At 68.5% G+C, this 19,167-nt stretch carries 16 protein-coding genes and 2 pseudogenes; 8 read left to right on the forward strand and 10 right to left on the reverse strand.

Going from position 1 to position 19,167, the window contains the following annotated elements:
• Nucleotides 1-60: 60 nt before the first annotated feature.
• The 3 genes from ABZ915_RS29115 to ABZ915_RS29125 form a co-directional block, all read right to left on the reverse strand.
• A complete protein-coding gene (locus tag ABZ915_RS29115; RefSeq protein ID WP_361809373.1) occupies nt 61-954 on the reverse strand; it encodes an oxygenase MpaB family protein in 894 nt (297 codons plus the stop codon).
• Between the two features lie 24 nt (nt 955-978).
• Nucleotides 979-1,923 (reverse strand): 4-hydroxybenzoate octaprenyltransferase, encoded by a 945-nt coding sequence (locus ABZ915_RS29120; protein ID WP_361809375.1) that lies wholly within the window; start codon nt 1,921-1,923, stop codon nt 979-981.
• A 308-nt stretch (nt 1,924-2,231) separates the two neighbouring features.
• Nucleotides 2,232-3,776, reverse strand: coding sequence for an FG-GAP and VCBS repeat-containing protein (locus ABZ915_RS29125; RefSeq protein WP_361809377.1), 1,545 nt, complete (start codon nt 3,774-3,776; stop codon nt 2,232-2,234).
• 341 nt (nt 3,777-4,117) lie between these two features.
• Here ABZ915_RS29125 and ABZ915_RS29130 point away from each other — a divergent pair, with 341 nt between their 5' ends.
• The 3 genes from ABZ915_RS29130 to ABZ915_RS29140 all read left to right on the forward strand — a co-directional run bounded on the left by ABZ915_RS29130 (nt 4,118) and on the right by ABZ915_RS29140 (nt 7,099).
• Complete coding sequence (locus ABZ915_RS29130) at nt 4,118-5,308, forward strand: serine hydrolase domain-containing protein (RefSeq protein ID WP_361809378.1); 1,191 nt, start codon at nt 4,118-4,120, stop codon at nt 5,306-5,308.
• 249 nt (nt 5,309-5,557) lie between these two features.
• A complete protein-coding gene (locus ABZ915_RS29135; protein ID WP_361809380.1) occupies nt 5,558-6,454 on the forward strand; it encodes an aminoglycoside phosphotransferase family protein in 897 nt (298 codons plus the stop codon).
• Between the two features lie 165 nt (nt 6,455-6,619).
• Nucleotides 6,620-7,099, forward strand: coding sequence for a hypothetical protein (locus tag ABZ915_RS29140; RefSeq protein WP_361809382.1), 480 nt, complete (start codon nt 6,620-6,622; stop codon nt 7,097-7,099).
• A gap of 45 nt (nt 7,100-7,144) precedes the next feature.
• On the opposite strand, the gene ABZ915_RS29145 is transcribed toward ABZ915_RS29140, so the two are convergent.
• From ABZ915_RS29145 to ABZ915_RS29155, 3 genes and pseudogenes are all read right to left on the reverse strand, one after another.
• Entirely contained in the window at nt 7,145-7,510 is a 366-nt protein-coding gene (locus tag ABZ915_RS29145) for a hypothetical protein (RefSeq protein ID WP_361809722.1), read from the reverse strand.
• A gap of 136 nt (nt 7,511-7,646) precedes the next feature.
• Nucleotides 7,647-8,113 (reverse strand): annotated as a pseudogene (locus ABZ915_RS29150) (transposase); the annotation flags it as partial.
• A gap of 522 nt (nt 8,114-8,635) precedes the next feature.
• Nucleotides 8,636-9,073, reverse strand: coding sequence for an Lrp/AsnC family transcriptional regulator (locus ABZ915_RS29155; RefSeq protein ID WP_361809384.1), 438 nt, complete (start codon nt 9,071-9,073; stop codon nt 8,636-8,638).
• Between the two features lie 241 nt (nt 9,074-9,314).
• Between ABZ915_RS29155 and ABZ915_RS29160 the strand changes: the two genes are divergently transcribed.
• A complete protein-coding gene (locus ABZ915_RS29160) occupies nt 9,315-10,520 on the forward strand; it encodes an ArgE/DapE family deacylase (RefSeq protein ID WP_361809708.1) in 1,206 nt (401 codons plus the stop codon).
• Nucleotides 10,521-10,644: 124 nt separating this feature from the next.
• Here the strand turns inward: ABZ915_RS29160 and ABZ915_RS29165 are convergent, their stop codons facing one another.
• Nucleotides 10,645-11,319: a response regulator transcription factor gene (locus ABZ915_RS29165; protein WP_361809386.1), complete on the reverse strand. Its 675-nt coding sequence runs from the start codon at nt 11,317-11,319 to the stop codon at nt 10,645-10,647.
• Nucleotides 11,316-12,446 carry a sensor histidine kinase gene (locus ABZ915_RS29170; protein WP_361809388.1) on the reverse strand — a complete coding sequence of 377 codons (1,131 nt, stop codon included), beginning with the start codon at nt 12,444-12,446 and terminating at the stop codon, nt 11,316-11,318. The genes ABZ915_RS29165 and ABZ915_RS29170 overlap by 4 nt, the downstream gene beginning before the upstream one ends.
• A 359-nt stretch (nt 12,447-12,805) precedes the next feature.
• Between ABZ915_RS29170 and ABZ915_RS29175 the strand changes: the two are divergent.
• Nucleotides 12,806-12,987, forward strand: a pseudogene (locus tag ABZ915_RS29175) (hypothetical protein); the annotation flags it as partial.
• Nucleotides 12,988-13,403: 416 nt separating this feature from the next.
• Nucleotides 13,404-13,781 carry a hypothetical protein gene (locus ABZ915_RS29180; protein WP_361809390.1) on the forward strand — a complete coding sequence of 126 codons (378 nt, stop codon included), beginning with the start codon at nt 13,404-13,406 and terminating at the stop codon, nt 13,779-13,781.
• A 144-nt stretch (nt 13,782-13,925) separates the two neighbouring features.
• On the opposite strand, the gene ABZ915_RS29185 is transcribed toward ABZ915_RS29180, so the two are convergent.
• Nucleotides 13,926-14,333 carry a hypothetical protein gene (locus tag ABZ915_RS29185; RefSeq protein WP_361809392.1) on the reverse strand — a complete coding sequence of 136 codons (408 nt, stop codon included), beginning with the start codon at nt 14,331-14,333 and terminating at the stop codon, nt 13,926-13,928.
• Between the two features lie 428 nt (nt 14,334-14,761).
• Here ABZ915_RS29185 and ABZ915_RS29190 point away from each other — a divergent pair, with 428 nt between their 5' ends.
• Nucleotides 14,762-15,889 carry a hypothetical protein gene (locus ABZ915_RS29190; protein ID WP_361809394.1) on the forward strand — a complete coding sequence of 376 codons (1,128 nt, stop codon included), beginning with the start codon at nt 14,762-14,764 and terminating at the stop codon, nt 15,887-15,889.
• Nucleotides 15,890-16,123: 234 nt separating this feature from the next.
• Here the strand turns inward: ABZ915_RS29190 and ABZ915_RS29195 are convergent, their stop codons facing one another.
• The gene (locus ABZ915_RS29195; protein WP_361809396.1) at nt 16,124-16,447 is read right to left on the reverse strand and encodes a transposase; all 324 of its coding nucleotides are present in this window, start codon (nt 16,445-16,447) and stop codon (nt 16,124-16,126) included.
• A 491-nt stretch (nt 16,448-16,938) separates the two neighbouring features.
• On the opposite strand from ABZ915_RS29195, the gene ABZ915_RS29200 reads away from it, so the two are divergent.
• The gene (locus tag ABZ915_RS29200; protein WP_361809398.1) at nt 16,939-19,161 is read left to right on the forward strand and encodes a HAMP domain-containing protein; all 2,223 of its coding nucleotides are present in this window, start codon (nt 16,939-16,941) and stop codon (nt 19,159-19,161) included.
• Nucleotides 19,162-19,167: the final 6 nt, after the last annotated feature.

Genomic DNA, 19,167 nt, shown 5'->3' on the forward strand with positions numbered 1-19,167 from the left:
GAGCCGCCGGCCCCCCTCCGCCGAAGCGCGCTGCTGCCGGACGCCTCGAGGATCTCGACGTCATCCCTGCCGCGCCGCCGCCAGTCGCCCCCGTGCGGCGGCCTGGATCCGGGAGGGCCCGAGCCCCCACTGGAGGGTGCCTCCGACGGCTGTCGCCAGGGGCCGGTCCCAGCCGGTGCGGACGGGGGCCGGGCGGTGGATGCCGAGTTCGGTACGGGCCCAGTCGGGGAGGAGTCCGACCGAGGCGTTCGTGAGCAGGCCTACGACCAGTCGCTCCCGTCGTGTGCGTCCGAAGCGGCGGAGGAACAGTACCGAGTCCAACGCGGCCGGAGTGGCGTGGAGTTGGGGGCGGAGGCGGGCCAGGTAGCGCTCGGCTTCGAGGGATGTGCGCGGTACGTTCCGGGCGCCCAACACCTCGGCCATGGGGGCGGCTTGGCGGTAGTAGGCGTCGCACTCGGCGGGGGTCAGTCGGAGCGGCCGGGGTGCGTAGGTCTGGTAGCCGGCGAGGAAGCTGCGTACCTCGGCGGTGTGCACCCAGGTGAGCAGGTCGGGGTCGTCCGCGCGGTACGGCCGGCCGTCGGGGGCGGTGCCGTGCACCCGGGTGTGGATCCGCCGGACGAGGTCGATCACCTCGCGGGCGGCGGCCGAGGAGCCGAAGGTGGTGGTGGTGATGAACCGTACGGTTCCGTTCAGCCGCCCGACCGGATCGGCGCGGAAGTCGGAGTGCTGGTCGACCCCGGCCATGGCCAGCGGATGCAGCGACTGGAGCATGAGCGCGGCGAACCCGCCGGTGAGCATCCCGGTGGCCTGCCCGTGCACCCGCCACACCGGGTCCCCCGGCGCGATCCCGAACAGCCCGGGATCACCGGGCGGCCCCGCGTACCGCTCCAGCTTGAGATCCCCGCCGTGCATGGTCGCCGTGAGTTCCGCCGCGATCCGTTCCCGCAGTCCCACCAGCACCTCCAGGGTCCGTGTCCCTCAGCCGAGGGTACCGAGCCGCCCGGCGAGCACGGCCACGAGGATGAGCAGTCCGCACAGGGGGTTGGTGCCGAACGCCCGCCCGCAGGCTCCGACGTCCGCAGGGTCGGCCCGCCATACCTGCCATCCCAGCTGCCCCGCGACCACGCACAGTCCGGGCCAGTACAGCGGCCCGAGCCCGGCCACGACCCCGAACCAGGCGAGCAGCACCACACACCCCGCGTACACGCCGCCCACCAGCACCCGGCTATGGCGCCCCAGCAGCACGGCGGCCGACCGTACCCCGGCCCGCACATCGGCCTCCCGGTCCTGGCAGGCGTAGATCACGTCCGTCCCCACGGCCCAGCAGATCAGCGCCCCGTACAGCACCCCGCCCCCGAGCCCGAGCCCTCCGGTGAGCAGGACGTACACCAGCGGCAACGTCCAGTTGATGGTGATCCCCAGCCACACATGCGGCCAGTGGGTGACCCGCTTCATATACGGATACACCGCCGCGAGGGGCGCGCCGGCCGCCGCCCACACCACGGCCTCCACACTCCAGAAGCCCATCACCAGCGGAGCGACGGCCCCCACCACGACACACAGCACCAGTGCCCGCCCGGCCGCCAGCCGCCCGGATGCGACGGGCCGCCCGGCCGTACGCGGCACCTGCGCGTCGAACCGCGCGTCCAGCACGTCGTTGAGCCCGCAGGCTGCCCCTCTCGACAGCACCCCGTACACCAGGAGCAGCAGCCCGAGCAGGCCCCCGTCCCGGGGCCCGGCGATCGCTCCCAGGGCGATCCATCCGGGCACCACCAGCAGCCAGGCCCCCACCGGCCGGTCCAGCCGCAGCAACTCCAGATACGGCCGCACCCCGGCGGGGGCCAGCCCCACCAACCGGGCGGCACCGCCTTGAGCCGGGACTTGAGTCGAGACGCGGGCCGGGGCTTGTGAGGCGACGGTCATACCGACTCATGTCCCTTTCCAGGGGGATTGCATGCCGATCGGTTCAACCTAGCCTCGACTAGGGCGAGTTACCCGTCCTTCCAGGGCGAATCGACGGTCTTATGGGCAAGGGAAGAGGTCTACAAGTGCAGGCCGAGTGGTGGCCGCGATCAGTTCCGCGGTCACCACGACCCGCGCGAAGCCTCCGCCGTGCAGGGACACGGCCGACGCCCGCGCCAGTTCGGCGGCGGTGTGCTCGGGGCGCAGCGGCGAGTCCGCGCGCCGGGATGTCCTCGCGCTCCTTTGCCCGTGACATCTGAAGAAAACTCCTAGCGGGCGATCCCGCCGCCCCCCATATAAAGGTCCAGCATCCCGGTGCGCTCGAAACTGTCGCCGTACAGCCGGGTGACACCGCCGGTCGACAGCCCCTGGTCCGTGCCGGGCAGCAGCCATGCGGAGCTGCGAATCTTGTCGTCGCCCGGTGCGGCCACCGTCAGGTCGGCCCGGTGGTCGCCGTCCATGTCGGCGAGGCGCACCGACATACCGAACGTGGCCCGCTCGCTCTTCTTGCCGCCGATGTCGCCCGCATCGATGGCTCGGGCTCCCTCACCGGTCAGGCCGTTCGGACCGCCCAGCAGGAGCAGCACCTGTTCCGGGCCCGTCTTCGCGTACTCCTTGCTCCGGGGTGAGCCGGCCACCACGTCCGCGTACCCGTCACCGTTGACGTCACCGGTGTCCAGGGAGGTGAAGGCGGCGTCCTCGTCCTGGGGTTCCTCGCCGGGTACGCCCGGGGTGTCGCGGTCGATGGTCGTCGACCGTTTTCCCTTCCCCGGTCCGGTCTTGGAGCCGTACACGACGGTCACCGAGCTATGGCTCCCCTTGCCGCCCCGGGGACTGAGCACGAGGTCCGCGGCACCGTCGCCGTCCACGTCGCCGACCGCGCCTGCCGCCGCGTCGGGGAGGTCGATGTCATCTGGTTGGCCGAGGCCGCCGCGGCGGGCGTGAAAGTAACTGACCGGCCAGCGCTCCTCGAACTGGGCTGTGCCGAGGGGCGCTTCGTGGTGGAAGGCCATCAGCTCGTCGGCACCGTCACCGTCCAGGTCTCCGGCGACGAGGCCGCGGTAGTTCGCGGTGTCGATGTCCTTTCCGGGCTGGCGCGGCGCGGACACCGGGCGGGTGCCCGTCGGGCTGCCGTCGCGTTGGAAAGGACCCTTGAGCAGGCCCTTGTCGGAACCGAGCCCGAAGACCAGATCGGCATGCCCGTCCCCGTCGAAGTCACCAGCGACGAGCTGCTCCTCCAGAAGCGGGTCCAGCACCCAGGAGACGTGGCTGCCGCCCGTCCCCGGTACCCGCACAGCGCTCTTCAGCCCGTCCGGGGAACCCCACATGATGATCACGCGCGGTTTCCAGTCGAAGACGGCGGTGGCAAGGTCGGTGTACCCGTCCCCGTCGAAGTCGCGGGCCACCACATCGGTCCCGAAGAACGCCTCGTAACGGGCCTTCCCCGGTATCCCGGCGTCGTTCTGCGTGAGGTACTGACAGCGGGCGAGACCGGTCCCTTCGCCCGATCCGTACGCCACCACGATGCTGCCGCCGGCGCTGGCGTTCTGCACGTCGCCCAGTGCTCCCATGGCCAGGTCGGGGTGGCCGTCACCGTCGAAGTCAGCGGCGGGCGCGGTACCGGCCGGCGTCCGGGCGCCCTTCGCCGGGGCGCCGGAGGGCGCGGTGCCGTGAGCCGCGGTGTGGCAGGTGCGGGGTGCGGCGATGTCCTGGGGCCCGGACTGAGCCAGCACCACTCCGACCGCGAAGACGGCCGCGACGACAGCCGCACCACCCGCGATCGCCCACCGGCGTTTGCCCCCGCGTTTCCGCACGACCCCCTGCTCATCATCATCGACGTCCATGTGATCAAGCACGTCTCGACGCTACTCAGCGGTTCCGGAGGCCCGGTTGCGGACGGATCACCGACTTCAGCACCGCAGCCCGCGCACGCGCGTCGTCGCGGACCGCGCCGGCATCCCATTGGGCGGGGTTCGGGAGGCCCGCCGACCGGTTCGACGTAGCGGCGACCAGGCCGCGTGCCGGGTGGTCGGGGTCGGTGCCGTACGCGCGGCCACGCAGCAGGTACTCACGGCCCGCGTGGGGGGATATCCCCCGTTCCGATCCTGAGGGGCACCGGATCGTGCCCCGGTGGGGGCGAAACTAGCGTTCAGCCATGCCTTCCACCCTGCGAAAGCACCTCGCCATGGCGCTCGGTGTCGCTACGCTGCTCGCCGCCGAGGTGGCCACCGCCGCCGCCCAGCCCGCCGGTCCCTCCCCTGCGGAGCAGTTACGCCAGGACACCGAGGCGATCCACGCCCTCGGTGTCAGCGGTGTGCAGGCCCGCGTCATCGCGCCTGACGGTCGGCAGTCGGTCGCCACCAGCGGCACCGCTGACCTGCACACCGGCCGCCCGGTCCCTTCCGACGGCTACTTCCGCATGGCCAGCACGGCCAAGACACTGGTCGCCACCGTGGTCCTCCAGCTGGAGGCCGAGGGCGTGCTGTCCCTGGACGACACGGTCGACCACTGGCTGCCAGGAGTGGTGCGGGGTAACGGCAACGACGGCCGCCGGACAACCATTCGCCAACTGCTCCAGCACACCAGCGGCATCTCCGACGACGGCCTGCCCGGATACACCACGCCGGAGGAGTACTACCAGCAGCGCCACGACGTCTACAGCCCGGAGCAGTTGGTCGACCGCGCCATGGACCACCCGCCGGCCTTCCTCCCGCCGGGCGCGGGCTGGGAGTATTCCAACACCGGCTACGTCCTGCTCGGCATGATCATCCATACGGCCACCGGTCGACCCGCCCACCAGGAGATCGAAGACCGCATCCTGCGCCCGCTCGGCCTCGACCGGACCCGGTGGATGGGCACCTCGCCCACCCTGCCCCGGCCACACGCCCAGGCCTACCAGTTCTTCGGCCCCGGTTCCCGGGTGGACGTCACCGACCAGATACCGGTGGACTACGAGAACCTTTCGTTCGTCACGACCACACGGGACGAGAACGGCTTCCTCCGCGCGCTGCTCGCAGGCCGCCTGCTACCGACGCGACAGCTGGTCGAGATGAAGCAGACCGTCCCCGTGAGCGCGGAGGTCCAAAAGCTGTGGCCCGACGGCCGATACGGGCTCGGCCTGGTCGAACGCCCCCTGCGGAGCTGTCGAGGAACCTACTGGAGCCACGAGGGCGGGGACGGCGGCTACATCACCCTCAACGGCGTCACCGACGACGGCAGTCGAAGCGCCGTGGTCTCCATGTCCGAGGCACGCGGCGACAGCCCGGAGCATATACTGGACCAGGAGAACGCGGCCAGCGCCCTGATCGATCACGCACTGTGCGCCAGGGGACCCGGCACCCAGTGAGGGGAGGCGTCGTCACGGTGGCCGGTGAGCGGCCGGCCATCGGTCCGTACCCGCTTGAGGCCGTTGAGCTTGGTTCTGGGTGATCTCCAGGAGACGCGGGGCCGCTGGCGTGGATCCATCTGGAGGACGGGACAACGGGTGCAGGTTTCTCCCAACTTGCGGGCCGGTCCGTCCCAAGGCCTCTGATCTACAGCTCTCTGAAACTGAATCGGCGATGCGCCGCCTGCCGCCTCAGTACTGTGACGTCGCATGACCGACACCGAGATCGAGATCACCGCAGACCTGGTCCGCGCCCTGCTTCAGGAGCAACATCCAGACCTTGCGGGGCTGGCCATCCGCGAGGTGGCGGGCGGCTGGGGCAACCAGATGTGGCGCCTCGGGGACGAGTTGGCCGTGCGCATGCAGCGCATGGACCCCACCCCGGAGCTCCAGCTCAAGGAGCGGCGGTGGCTGCCTGTGCTGGCCCCGCGCCTGCCGCTCCCGGTGCCGATCCCGGTGCGGTTCGGCGAACCGTCCGAGTGCTTCCCCAAGTACTGGACCGTGATGACGTGGGTTCCCGGCGAGCCGTTGGACCACGGCTCGATCAGCCGCGGCGCCCACGCGGCCGACACGCTGGCGGGCTTTCTCCGGGCACTCCATGTGGAGGCGCCCGCCGAGGCGCCGATCGCTAGGGACCGCGGTGCCCATCCCAGGAACTGCACGGAGGGCTTCGAGCATTTCTTCCAGGCCGTCGTCCCCGACGACATCGCTGCCGAGGTCCGGGCCGTCTGGGACGACGCCGTTGCGGCCGACGCGTGGGAGGGCCCGCGGGTGTGGGTGCATGGCGACCTCCATCCCGCGAACGTCGTCGTCTCGGACGGGACACTCTCGGGCATCGTCGACTTCGGTGGCCTGTTCGCCGGCGACCCGGCGTGGGACCTCGGCGCCGCATGGGTGCTGCTACCCGCGGGCACGGCCTCACGGTTCTTCGACATGTACGCGCATGCAGACGAGTCGGCGATCCGGCGCGCCCGCGGGCTGGCCGCGATGAAGAGCCTCTTCCTGATGCTCATGGGGCAGAACGGAGATCGGGGCCTTCCCGGCGGCAAGCCGAACTGGGGGCCTGTAGGCCGGGCGGCACTTGATCGTGTTCTGAAGGGTGTTTGATACGCGCTTCTTTGAACTTGTTCTTCGGGCGATCAGGTTGGACACCTTACGTTTTTGTCCATAGGTGAGCGGCTGTCCACGGACAGGTCGACTAGGTCCGTGATCACTAGGCCGGCACGTGAGGGGCGCTGGCGTCGCAGCAGTGATTGAGACAGCATGCGGCGCATGGACTGGATGCCTCTGCTCTCCACGCTGACAGGTGCCGCTATCGGCATCGCTGCCACCCTGATCACCGATCGCAACAGGTGGCGGCGCGAGGAAGCACGACACGCTCTGGAAGTGCGGCGTGCCGTGTATACCGAGTACGCCTCTGCCCTCAAGGACGCGGGGGAAGAGATACGGGCTGTCGCCCTGGGCGATCACATGTCCGAGTCAGCGCGTGATACGGCGGTACGCGAAGCCTTCCGTGGGACCGGATTGCACACGGCAAGCGAGCAGCTCTGGCTCGTGGGCCCGCCGCTCGTTGTTGCGGCTGGAAACGAGGCGTTTCACAGCCTGCGTCGGATGCGCGACGCCTATGCCCGCGGAGTCGCAGTCGGCTCCGCCGAGGACACGGCCTTCATCCAACAGCGCCGCACGGCCATGGCTGAGATGCGCCGCCGCATGCGTGAGGATCTGGGCATCGGACCCCTCGGGATCGAATAGCCACCGGCCGGAGAAGATGTCAGGAATCGCGCCGACCGCGAGCAGTCACCCGTGCAGGCCGTCGGCCCGGCACGTTGAGGAGGCGCCCGCTCCAGCGGACGCCCTGACCACGGCGATCCGGCCGAGCGGGAAGCGACGCGTGGCCCTGTCCGCGACCAGCGCCCCCGCCAGGACGCCGACCGCCGCGCCGCTGAAGACGACGCCTATCCACGGGGATGAGGCGCCGAGTTGCTCTGCGACGGTGATGATCAGCAGATACCCGGCGCCGTAGCGCGCCTTGCCAGCGGCCGAGACCAAGGTGAGGAAGCGGATGACCGGCTGGCGCCAATGCCAGCCGAGCCCTTCTCGGATCTCGGCGCTGAGCCGGGACCTCCGCGCGTCCTGCCGGTCCAGCTGGAACCGGGCGCGCATCAGACGAAGCGACGCCGCGGACACTTCGAAGGACACCGCGCCGGCGGCGGACTGCGAGTAGCCGAGTGCGGCGGACGGTCGCCGCGGACCGACGACGTCGGCCGAGGCGGGTCGGATCCGGTGGCCTGCGGATCATGTGTGTGTTGGCGGCTGAGACACCGATGACCAGGAGCAGTCTGCCCGCCTCCAACAGGATGTACATCCGGGAATCTGTCCTGCGGCGGTCCAGGGCTCTCGGCTCTGTGTGTTCGCCCCTGTTTCTGTTCGAGCGTGGGCCGAGTCGAGGACACGGCGGGAGACATCGATCAGGCCTGTGTCATCGCGCCGTTGCAGAAGGGCTTCATGCAGCCGGTTCCACACCCCGGCTCTGGACCAGATCAGGAAGCGTCGGTGGGCTGTTGACTTCGAGACACCGAAGCATGGTGGCAGGGACCGCCAGGCGCAGCCGCTGACCAGCACGTAGACGATGGCCGCGAACAGCGCCTCATCGGAGGTATTCGCAGTGCCGCCGCCCTGCGGGCGTGCTTTGTGTGCTGGGATCAACTGCTTGGCCGTCTCCCATAGTCCGTAAGGCACGATCCAACTCCACGAAGCACTATGCAGGGGAGAGTTGGTGCCGTTCCTCGACTTCTCCGAGGCTTCCCGCACATCGACACGACCGTCGTGGTTCGCGTCGGCCCGCGGATCGGTCGCCGCCGGAATTGTGGCCGCCGTGAGCGGAACAGTGGTCAACAGGCAGTCGCCCAGCGCGATAGTGGGCGGCCGACGTGCTTCGGTAGAGATGGACAATTTTCTTCCGGCTCCATTGGTGATCGAAGGGGCCGGGCCAAACTATGGGTTGGGCGGGGTCGAAACGCGGCGCACTGCTCAGGACCGTACTAAGGGCCCGGGGAGTTGCTGAATAACTCCTCCGAAGTGAGGAGAACGGACCTCGTCGACCGATGGAGGCAACTTCGCCTGCTGGAGTCCTTACTACGGTCCGCCGAATTGTGACGATCAGGTGCGGTGCGAGCGCGTCCTGCGGGAGCTCGACGCCGGCGTGGTCGCGGATGGCCTCGGCACCCGCCGAGTTGCGGACGGAGGCCGTTCGGATCCGGACCGGGCATCCTGGTGGCCTCAACCAGCTCACAAACGGGGCCTGTTGAGGAGCCGGGACAACACGATCACGCTCTCGGTGCGGTCGATGACGGGGGACTCGCGGACCCGCTGAATGGCCTGCTCCAGGTGCGCGATGTTCTGGGCGAGCATATGCAGCATCGCATCCGCCGCACCGGAGACGGTGCATGCCTCGACGACTTCCGGGATCGCCTCCAGATCCCTCTGCAACTCGGCGGGTGAGGGGTTGCCCTTGCAGTACACCTCGACGAACGCCTCGGTCCGCCAGCCCAGCGTCTGCGTATCGATGAGCGCGGTGAACCCGCGAACCGCTCCCGTGGCAACAAGGCGGTCGAGCCGCCGCTTGGCAGCCGGCGCAGACAGCCCCGCTGCCTCACCGATCTCTGCATAGGTACTCCGTGCGTTCTGCAATACGCAACGGATGATCGCTTCGTCCACGGCATCCACGCCGCTACCTCCACAGAACAGCGAACTCATGCGCCGTGCAATAAAACTCCACAAGGGCCTTGAGCAAGCAAGAAATCGAGCCCAAGGGGCAAGTTATGGTGATTGATTGCACCAGCGGCTGGACAATAGCATCCGGACTCATCTCCTTGACCGCGATGACGGGAGTGACCGAGTGGCCGCAACACTCAATTCCGAGGAGTCGACTGCCCTCGCAGCGGTCGATGAGGCGGCCATCGCCCAGATGCTGCCGGCACTGCTCGCGATCCCGAGCGTGACCGGGAGCGCCGCCGAATCCGACATGCAGCATCGCCTGGCACGGCATGCGGACCGGCTCGGTCTGGACGTCGATCTGTGGTCCATGGACCTGCCCGCGCTGCGTGACCAGCCCGGCTTCCCCGGGGCCGAGGCACCGCGCGACGAAGCATGGGGACTGGTGGCGGCCACATCGGACGCCGGTGACGGGCCGACCTTGATTCTCCAGGGGCACGTCGATGTCGTACCGCCGGGCGACCTTCAGCGGTGGGACGGCGACCCCTTTGTTCCGAGGGTGATGGGCGACATCGTCCACGGCCGTGGCGCCTGCGACATGAAAGCCGGACTGGTCGCCAACCTCGCCGCCCTGGCGGCGATCCGGGCGAGCGGAGCCAGGCTGCGCGGCCGGGTGGCCGCCCACTTCGTGGTCGGTGAAGAGGACGGCGGGCTCGGCGCCTTCGCCACCCTCCGGCGCGGGCACACGGGCGACGCCTGCATCATCACAGAACCGACCGGCGGCACACTGGTCACCGCGAACGCCGGCGCTCTGACCTTCCGCATCGAGGTACCGGGCCGAGCCACCCACGCGAGTACGCGCACGGCGGGTGCCAGTGCCATCGACGCGTACTTGTCCGTCCATCGGGCGCTGGCCCGGTTGGAAGCCCGGCGCAACACGGCGATCGACCCGTTGATGGCCGACTACGAGATCCCTTACGCGGTGTCCGTCGGTACGCTCCGCTCGGGTGACTGGGCGAGCAGCGTGCCGGACCGCCTCGTCGCCGAGGGAAGGCTCGGCGTCCGGCTCGGTGAGGACCCGGCCGGGGCAGTCGCCGACTTCGAGGCCTGCGTGGCCGAGGCATGCGCGGCCGATCCGTGGCTGCGAGATCACCCGGCCGTTGTGACCTGGCCCGGCGGCCAGTTCGCAAGCGGCCGGCTACCGGCCGGTCATCCTCTGGGCGCGCTGGTCCGCGACGCGCACGCCGATGCGGTCGGTGGGCCGCAGGTGCGCGAACGCGGCGCGCCGTACGGCAGCGACCTGAGGTTGTACGCCGCAGCAGGCATACCGACCCTACAGTTCGGGCCCGGCGATGTGCGGCTGGCCCACAGTGCCCGGGAGCAGGTGTCCATCCGCGAGATCGTCGCTGTGGCCCGCACCCTCGTACTGGCCGTACTACGCACCGTCGGAACCAAATAGAGGGCAAGAGCAAGCCCGGACAGGGGAATTGTGGCCGTCCGCGTGGAACACAGCACCGCGGACACCGAGCGACCGGCACCTCGAGGACCAGGCAGGGCGTCGAGTTGATACATCCCGGTCCAGGTCAGTGCGTTTCCGGCTTCCGTACCGATCCGATACCGCCGACCAGTCCGGCCCGGCTGGCCATGAGCGCGGCCTGGACCCGAGTGCGGACCCCCAGCTTGGTCAGCACGCCTTGGACATGCGTTTTGACCGTGCTCTCCTCGATGTGCAGTCTTCGGGCGATCTGTGTATTGCTCATTGCCTGCCCGAGGAGGGTGAGTACCTCGCACTCTCGGGGAGTCAGCCCCCCGGGCAGCTGCACGGGCTCGGAATCGCCGTTCGCCACCCGGGTGATCAGTCTGCGCGTGGGACCCGGTGAGACGAAGCCCTCCCCTCGGGCGACCGCCCGTATGCCCTCCAGGAGAGTGGCGGCCGGGTCGTGTTTGAGTACGAAGCCGACGGCGCCCGCGCGTAGTACGCCGAACAGGTACTCGTCGAGGTCGAAGGTCGTCAGCGCCAGGACGGCCGGGGCATCGGGCCGATTCATGATCTGGAGCGTGGCGTCCACACCGCTCGTGTGCGGCATCCGGATGTCCATGACCACGACATCCGGGCGGAGGCGGGCGGCCAGTTCGACTGCGAGGTGTCCGTCGGCGGCTTCACCGACCACTTCCAGGTCGGGTTCGACATCGATCATGATGCGCATGCTGGTGCGCACCATCTCCTGGTCGTCGGCGAGGAGTATGGAGACTGTCATGTGGTCCTCTCGGGCAAAGGCAGCGTCGCCTCGACGGTCCAACCCCCTCCCGGGCGGGCTCCCGCAGAGGCCCGGCCGCCGCACAGCGCCGCGCGTTCGCGCATCCCGATGATTCCATGACCGGGCGACGCCCCCGGTTCCGTGTCCATGCCTTCGTCGTCGACACGGAGGTACACGCCCTCCTGCCGGTAGTCGACTGTGACGGTCGCGTGCGGCGGCCGGGCATGGCGGCTCACATTGGCGAGGGCCTCCTGGACGATGCGGTATGCCGTCAGGTCCAGCACGCTCGGCAGCGGCACCGGCGTTCCGTTGACGACGACCTCCACTTCGGCACCTGCCCGACGGGCGAGATCGGCGAGTTCCCCCACGTTCTCCAGCGAAGGCGGTGCCGCCGTGTCCGCGCCGCCCCGGTCGCTGCGCAGGGTCCCGAGCATGCTGCGCAGCTCGCCGAGCGCGCTGTCGACCTCCTTTCCGATCTCGTCGAGGACCTTGCTCTCAGGAGTCGTGGGAGGCCTGCGGACATGACCGGCCGCAGTGATCCGCATGGCGACCGCACTCAGTCGGTTGGCGACGACATCGTGCAACTCCCGGGCAAGACGGAGCCGTTCGTCGTGTGCGGCAGCGCTTGCGTCCAGTTCACGCAGCCGCTCGGCCTGCGCGGCCTGCGTCGTGGCCAGTTGGATCCGGCTCCGTACCGCGTCGGCGGCAGCGCACAGGACGAGCGGGGCGAAGGTAAAGGTCATCGCGTCGTAGAGAACCATCGCCGTTGGGACGTCGCTCCGGTCGATCATCTGGATGTTCTGCAGGGCTTCCAGCGCGATACACGTGCCGAGCACGGCAATGGCGACGAGTCGCATCCGGCTGGTGCCCTCGGCGACCTGGCTGAACACCACCACCCACACGGCCGCCTGCGCCATGGTGGGCAGCAACCCTGCGTCCGGAAAGGAAACGACCGCCACCCACGTGACCAGGTACCCCAGACCCGCCACTACGAGAGCCGCCACAGGGCGCGTACGGCGCCATGCCACGGACGCCCCCAATGCGACGCCCGCGACGACGATGACGGCCGGCCAGTACGTCGGCAACCCGAACCAGTAGAAGTCGCCGAGGTCGAGCCCGGCCGCCACGGCGACCAGTGCGGCCACTGTCGCACGATGAGGACGGGGTGTTTCGGGCGTACCGCGGGGAGCCACTGCCGGTGGACTGCTCGACGTGCTGGTCATGAGGACTCCGTTACGGCGCCCCGGACGGGGCGTTGTTGTCGATGTGATGCCGCTGCCCCGGCCAAATCTCCCGTTGGAAAGCATGCTTGATATGTCCGAAATTCCCTGGTGTCAGGAATTCCCGAACACGCTGGTCCATGATTCGCCTTCTATCTCCTTCAGGCCCCATGAGCTCTCAGCAAAGATCCAGATGTTCGTCAGCAGAGTACCTGCGATTACTATTCCGCGCAGCCCGCTCAAGTACGTGAAGGCGCTCGACTGCATCGGCCTTTTGCGTACGGTGGACCAACCTCACGCCGCGGCAACTGGTGCCGCGGTTCGGGGTGTCGACGTGGGCCGCCGACCGCATCGTCAACCACCTCGCCCGACCGACCAACAGGTCGCCATCGATGCCGACCCCCGGCTCGTCGTGGCCGTCTGCCGGCCGCTGCCCGATAACCGCAACGGTGGTCTTCGTCGACCGACTCCTGGCCACGCTCGTGCACCTCCGCCAAGGAGTCACTCACGACGTGCTGGCGTGCTGGCGTGCTGGTTCGGTGTGGGCCGCTCCACCATCAGCCGGGCCATCGCCCACCTGAAGAACTGACGAGCCCTCGCCCGACGCCTCACCGCCTACCGCGCTCAAGCCCGTCAGGCAGTGGCCTCGGCAATCAGGGCTGCGTCGTGCTCGCGGTTGGGCGGACGATGGCCGCGCCAAGAGTGTCACCGCCGGAGAGTCATCCCAGTCTTCGCTGTTTCTGCAGTTCAACGGGGGTGGGATGGTTCCACCGTTGCGGGTCGGGCGGCAGCTATTGCTTCACGGCTTCGAGGTCCCCGAGGCTGTGGCTGTCGCACTCACGTTACTGAATTCTTGGAGGTTTGATGAAGTCCGTCATCCGGAAGGTTGCAGGCCCCGTGGGGGCGAGCCTGGCCGTCGCGGCGATGTCCATGACCGGCGCATCCGCAGCCCACGCGGAGTCCCCCACCCACGGCTGCCCGTACCCCTACGTCTGCTTCTACGTGGACAACGCCGCCTTGAACGCGGGCACGCCGATCTCGAAGTACCGGGACGTCACCAGTACCTACCAGACGGTCAGGCCCCGGCCGCACTACGGGGTCGTGAACACCCGGAACGACGACGTGGTGTATCTGCGGCTCCAGGACGGGACTTCGATCTGCCTTCCGCCGAATAACCAAACCACGTTCACCAACTCCTACACGGTCACCGGAATAAGGATCTCCAGCAACTCCACGTGCTGAATCTGCTGGAACGGCCGGCGGGCGCGCGTGGTCGCGCCCGCCGGCAAGGGTGCCGTTCTCCCAGCGGCCGGGCCATGTCCCGCCGCGACGGCGCAGGCCCTCGGCGGTGTTGTCCCGTCCCGCCACAGGCATCCTCCCCGAACGTCACATCCCTGACATGGTGCCCCCGCTTGGCACGGCGACGGCCGTCAGGCGGCGGATCTCGTCGCGGCCGTGGGCAGCGGTGCGGGTGCGGTCCATCAGCGGCGCCTCCTTCCAGGGAAGCTCCTTCACCAGCGTGTGCAGGGTCGGATTCGCCGCCCACCGCGACCGCCGCCCGCACTGGGCGGGCGGGCCGGTGTCCGCCCTGGCCGACGGCGTGGGAGGCGTCCGCACGGGCGGTGATCCGGCCGCTGACGCCGCGTCGAGGGCATCGCCGTCGACGCGCCGCAGTACCCGGCGGCGCAGCGTCGCCCCACAGTGGGCAAGGAGCTGGCCAGAGGCATCGGCGGCCCACTCGGCGATCACGCAGCAGGCACGGTCTTCCATCGTGGTGACCAGCGAACTCGACACCCCATGATCACCGGAAGCCGTACCGTTGTGAGCCCTGCCCCGGCAATAAAGGTTCAAGGATAAGGCGCAATCGATCGGGATGATGGCCTGCGTTGCCTCACCTGCACTACGAGACAACCACGCCCCAGAGCAAGCGAGTTGGAGCCCATCGCGCATGACGCGCACAACATCCCGAACGGCTCTCCTTCCGCAACTCGGGTTGATTCGCACACCCAGGAAGGGTCCCTACGCCGAGGTAGCGACCGTTTACCACATAGGACACGCAGATAGGCGGCTATTCCGAAAGAATTTCACAAAAATCTCATGACTTGCTGAGTGTCCGACCACGTATTCACGTACTTCCCTCTGAACGCAGGCGCCGCGTTTGAGAATCCGGCCGGCCGACCACCGGCGGATGCCACCCCCCTGCCCCAGAGTGAGGTACCAGCATGTCCAGGGCTCTTCCGAAGTACCGCAAGCGCCGCATAGCGATGATCGGCGGCGCGGCCGCTGTGGTGTTGTCCGGCGCGGTAATCACCGGATCCGCCTTGGCTGGGCAGACGTCCAAGGCGAACGGTGATTCCAAGGCCACGACGAAGTCAGCCGCCCCCACGGTGAGCTGCCCGGACGTCGCCTCCCAGCTCAAGGCCATTCCCGCCTCCGCTCAGGCCGAGGTCGACCGCAACCTCGCCCTCCTGAACACCCAGATCCAGGAAGCCAACAAGCGCCTCGCCAACACGGTCGGCCAAGGCGGACCCAACTTCGTCCAGAACGCCATTCTCAACCCACTCAAGAACAAGCGCGTCGCGACGATCAACCGCATCGTCAATGCCATCGGTGACACCACCGCGAAGCAGAAAGTCGACACCCTCGCCACCTGCACGCTCAACAACGGTGGCAACACGGGCAATGCCGGCGGAAACAACGGCAACAATGCGGGGAACAACTGCAACAACAATGCCGGTGGTGCCGCGCAGGGCAATGCCGGTGCGCAGGGCAACAACGGCGGAGCCGCACAGGGCAACGCCGGTGCGCAGGGCAACGCCAGCGGCACCGCACAGGGCAACAATCACGCAGGCAACGGCACCGGCGGCGCCATGCAAGGCAACGCCGGCGCCCAGGGCAACAACGGTGGCGCCGCACAGGGCAACGCCGGTGCGCAGGACAACACCGGCGGCACCGCACAGGGCAACACCGGCACACAGGGCAACGCCGGCGGCAACTGCGGCAACAACGGGAACAACGGAGGTCGCGCGGGTAACAACGGCAACGGCCGCGCCAATGCCGCGAACACGGTGAACTGTCCGGACGTCGCCTCCCAGCTCAAGGCCGTTCCCGCCTCCGCTCAGGCCGAGGTCGACCGCAACCTCGCCCTCCTGAACACCCAGATCCAGGAAGCCAACAAGCGCCTGGCCAACACGGTCGGCCAGGGCGGACCCAACTTCGTCCAGAACGCCATTCTCAACCCGCTCAAGGACAAGCGCGTCGCGACGATCAACCGCATCGTCAACGCCATCGGTGACACCACTGCGAAGCAGAAAGTCGACACCCTCGCCACCTGCACCCTGAACCGATGACCGTGAAGCGGTAGTCGTCAGACGGTACGCCATCGCCGTGGCCGCTCGGGCCCCAGCCTGAGCGGCCACGGCGCCGTTTTGCCTGCTCGCACCTCGCTGTGCGTTGGTCGGCGAACGAAATACCTTTCCCTGCACAGCCGTGCGCTGTCGGCCATCATTTGATGAGGGGTGAACGCCACATAGCCGGCCGACTCCAATCCCGCGCCACCTCAGGGAACCACTTACCGAACTCCTTCATGAGGCGCATATCTCCAGATCAGACTTCACGCCACCCCAGGACGAGGTGCACTTTGTGGTCGAAGTGACCCGCCAGGCGCTCCAGGGAGCGGCGCATGACGTCGGCGTCGAGGACTCGGTGAGCACCATGAAGTGCATCCGGCCCTTGGCGCTGATCGCGACCATCGCTTTGTCGGAGAAGTGACGGCCAGTGCGGCGTTTCACGGGGGTGCATCCCTTGGCGTCCCAGGTACGGCCGGTGACCTGGTCGGAGCGGATGCCGGTCCGGTCGGCGAAGAGCACCCGCCCTCGGTCCTCGCCTTCGCCCGGATCGCCGGCCACGTCGTCTCTCGCTGGACACGGACGGGCCTCAACGTCCTGCTCGACGGCCACGGAACACCGCCGCGACATCCTCACGAGTCCGGTCCGCCACCAACGCCGCCACCGCCCGCAGCCGAAGGGCCTCCTGCGCCGACGGCGACAACTGCCGTGCGCTCCCCGTCTCCTACCAGTTCACTTACTTCGGGATCAACGACCCAGAAAACCAACCGTTTCGGATCAGTAGATGTCGGATCTTCGTCCGTTCACAGCCTTGCTGTGTCCACTTTCTTCTGACGTGAAAATCCACCCGGCAGCCACAGGGTGAGAACCGTCACACTTATGCAATAAACCGGATCCGTATATCGCCCGTCAGACAGGTCAAGAACTTCTCTTCACTGCTTCGCGGAGTATCGGCGGAGCTCGCGAAAGGATTCTTCTTGACCACCACTCGACCCCCGATATCCAAGGGACGCAGAGTTCGGTGCCGCGCGGACATGGCTCTATTAGGAGGAGTGCGTCCGCCACTGGCAGCCCTGCCGGTTCTATTGATACTCGTCGCGGGCATTACGGTGTTCGCCGTCGGGAGCGATACCGACCGGGGCATTCCCGAGGCCGTACTCAGCTCACAGCAGCACATCGCCGAGGACGGAGCGGTCGCGCTGGAGGCCGCCGTCGACGAGAGCGTCTCCGATCTACAGGGAGCAGCCGCCCACTTCCGTGGCACCAAGTCCCAACCGGCAGACAAGATGCTGACCATGCTCGACCAGGCCTACCGCAAATGGCGTGGTACCGCTGTCGTCGATCTGTCCACCAGGCGGCTGCTCGCCGCGCGGGGCGAGGACGTGCCGCTCGGGAAGGTGGACCTGCGTGGAATGCCGGCGAATCCGCCTCCGAGGCTGGTGCATGGCGACTCGGGCGTTATCCGGCTACTGGTCTTCGCGACGCTGACGCAAGGCGGCAGGCAGGAGTTGCTCGTCGCTTCCCAGAGCCTCAAGGTGCCGAGCATCAACGTGGACAAGGGTCACACTCTTCACGTGGTGGACCGTGACGGGGTGACCCTGACCTCGGCCGGGCCGGAGGCGGGTACGGACCGGGCCAAGGCCGTGGCCAGCGTTGCCGTCCGCGAGGCGGTGGGCAAGGGGCCGTCGGACACCGCTGCTGCCGGGGGCTTCGACGGGCCGAGCGGCAGCTTCGTCGGGCCCGAGGAGGGCAACACCCGTATCGCTGCCGGGTATGCCGGAGTGACCGGAGGGCTCGGCACGGCAGCGAGGCCGAGCGGCGCGCTGGGACTGACGGTTGTCACGACGGTGCGCACCGACCGAGCCTCGGCCGGGACTGGCGACCTGCGCCGCGCCCTTCTTGCCGCGGGCGTGTTGTTGGCCCTCGCCGCAGGGGTTTCCGCTGCCCTTTGGGGGTTGCTGCAGCGACCTGTCCTGCGGTTGCGTCTCGAAGCGAGCCGCCTCGGTCGAGGCGAGCTCACAGGTCCTGTCCCAGTGCCCCGCTTCGGGGAACCCGCCAGGGTCGGTGCCGCGTTGGAGGCGCTACGGCTTCAACTCCGCGGGGAGAGTGGACAGTCGCAGGAGACGGCCAAGAAGAGATGGCGTCGGAGCCTGAGTCTGCCCGGGACACGTACGGGACGGCGCCGACTCGGCCTGAGTACCGTCCTGGTGATCTGTCTGTTCGCTCTGCTGGCCTGGTCCGCGTCGATGCTGATGACGCTCGGCAGGACCTGGCCCCACACAGCCGCCGTCGTACCGCGCCTGCTTTCCGAGGACCAGCGGCAGCGCACCGAGACGGCCGCGGACGGCGTCCGCAGGGGTATCAACGAGGGGTACGCGGACCTCACCCATGTCGCCGGCGTGATCGACGGTGCCCGACCGGAAGGGATGCGCGAGGTTCTCGACGACTCTCTGGAGAAGCACGGCCGATATCGAGCCCTCTACGTCGTCGACGGCTCCGGCGAGATCCTCGTCCGGGCCGGAGGGGATCCCCAAACCCCCAAGAAGCTCCGCGTCACGCCCGGTGTCGTGCAGACGAACACCTCCGGTAAGGAACCGGTCATCGCTGCCGTAGTCCCACAGCCGGCCCAGCACGCGGCGTCGAAGGCTGAACGGCGCTATGTCGTGGGCGAGTTCAAGGTCCAGTACCTTCTCAGCCTCCTCGCCCGGCCGGGTCTCGGTTCGGTGTGGCTGGTGGACTCCGCGCAGCGGGTCATCGCGTCCAACAAGGGGTTCGTAGCCTTCGGCCAGGTCTCCGACGACCGGCTGCGGGTGCCCATGGAGACCGCGCGCATCGGCCAGGGTTCCTCCGTGCAGCTGCTCGGCTGGAGGAATCCGGCGGTCGCCGCCGTGGTGCCGTTCAAGGAGAACCGGGGTGTCGCGAGCGCACTCGGCTGGCAGGTCGCCTCGATCAGGCCGATGTTCTGGATCGGGCTACCGGAGTACGAGGCTCAGCGGCGGATCATGCTTGTCGGCCTGCTGGGCCTTACGACGGGCGCCCTCTGCCTCGGCTGGCTGTACATCGTCGTCGTACGTCCGCTGCGTGAGGTCGCCCGGTACGCCGAGGCGCTGGCAGACGGGGACCGCAGGACGGTGGTCTACCCGCGCTACCACGATGAGGTGGGATCCCTCGCCCGCAGCCTCGAACTGATCAGACAACGCCTCCCGCTCGTTGACGCACGGTCCACGCCCAGGCCCGCCGACGAGCCGCCCGCGTCCACGCCGGCCGGATCCTAGGAGTTG

This window comes from Streptomyces sp. NPDC046915 (genome assembly GCF_040644935.1).
GTDB lineage: Bacteria > Actinomycetota > Actinomycetes > Streptomycetales > Streptomycetaceae > Streptomyces.

Bases quoted from the DNA above. Each gene is read 5' to 3' on its own strand.
- ABZ915_RS29120 (WP_361809375.1), bottom strand. From the start codon at position 1,923: ATGACCGTCGCCTCACAAGCCCCGGCCCGCGTCTCGACTCAAGTCCCG.
- ABZ915_RS29130 (WP_361809378.1), top strand. From the start codon at position 4,118: ATGCCTTCCACCCTGCGAAAGCACCTCGCCATGGCGCTCGGTGTCGCT.
- ABZ915_RS29135 (WP_361809380.1), top strand. From the start codon at position 5,558: ATGACCGACACCGAGATCGAGATCACCGCAGACCTGGTCCGCGCCCTG.
- ABZ915_RS29140 (WP_361809382.1), top strand. From the start codon at position 6,620: ATGGACTGGATGCCTCTGCTCTCCACGCTGACAGGTGCCGCTATCGGC.
- ABZ915_RS29145 (WP_361809722.1), bottom strand. From the start codon at position 7,510: ATGCGCGCCCGGTTCCAGCTGGACCGGCAGGACGCGCGGAGGTCCCGG.
- ABZ915_RS29160 (WP_361809708.1), top strand. From the start codon at position 9,315: ATGCTGCCGGCACTGCTCGCGATCCCGAGCGTGACCGGGAGCGCCGCC.
- ABZ915_RS29165 (WP_361809386.1), bottom strand. From the start codon at position 11,319: ATGACAGTCTCCATACTCCTCGCCGACGACCAGGAGATGGTGCGCACC.
- ABZ915_RS29180 (WP_361809390.1), top strand. From the start codon at position 13,404: ATGAAGTCCGTCATCCGGAAGGTTGCAGGCCCCGTGGGGGCGAGCCTG.
- ABZ915_RS29190 (WP_361809394.1), top strand. From the start codon at position 14,762: ATGTCCAGGGCTCTTCCGAAGTACCGCAAGCGCCGCATAGCGATGATC.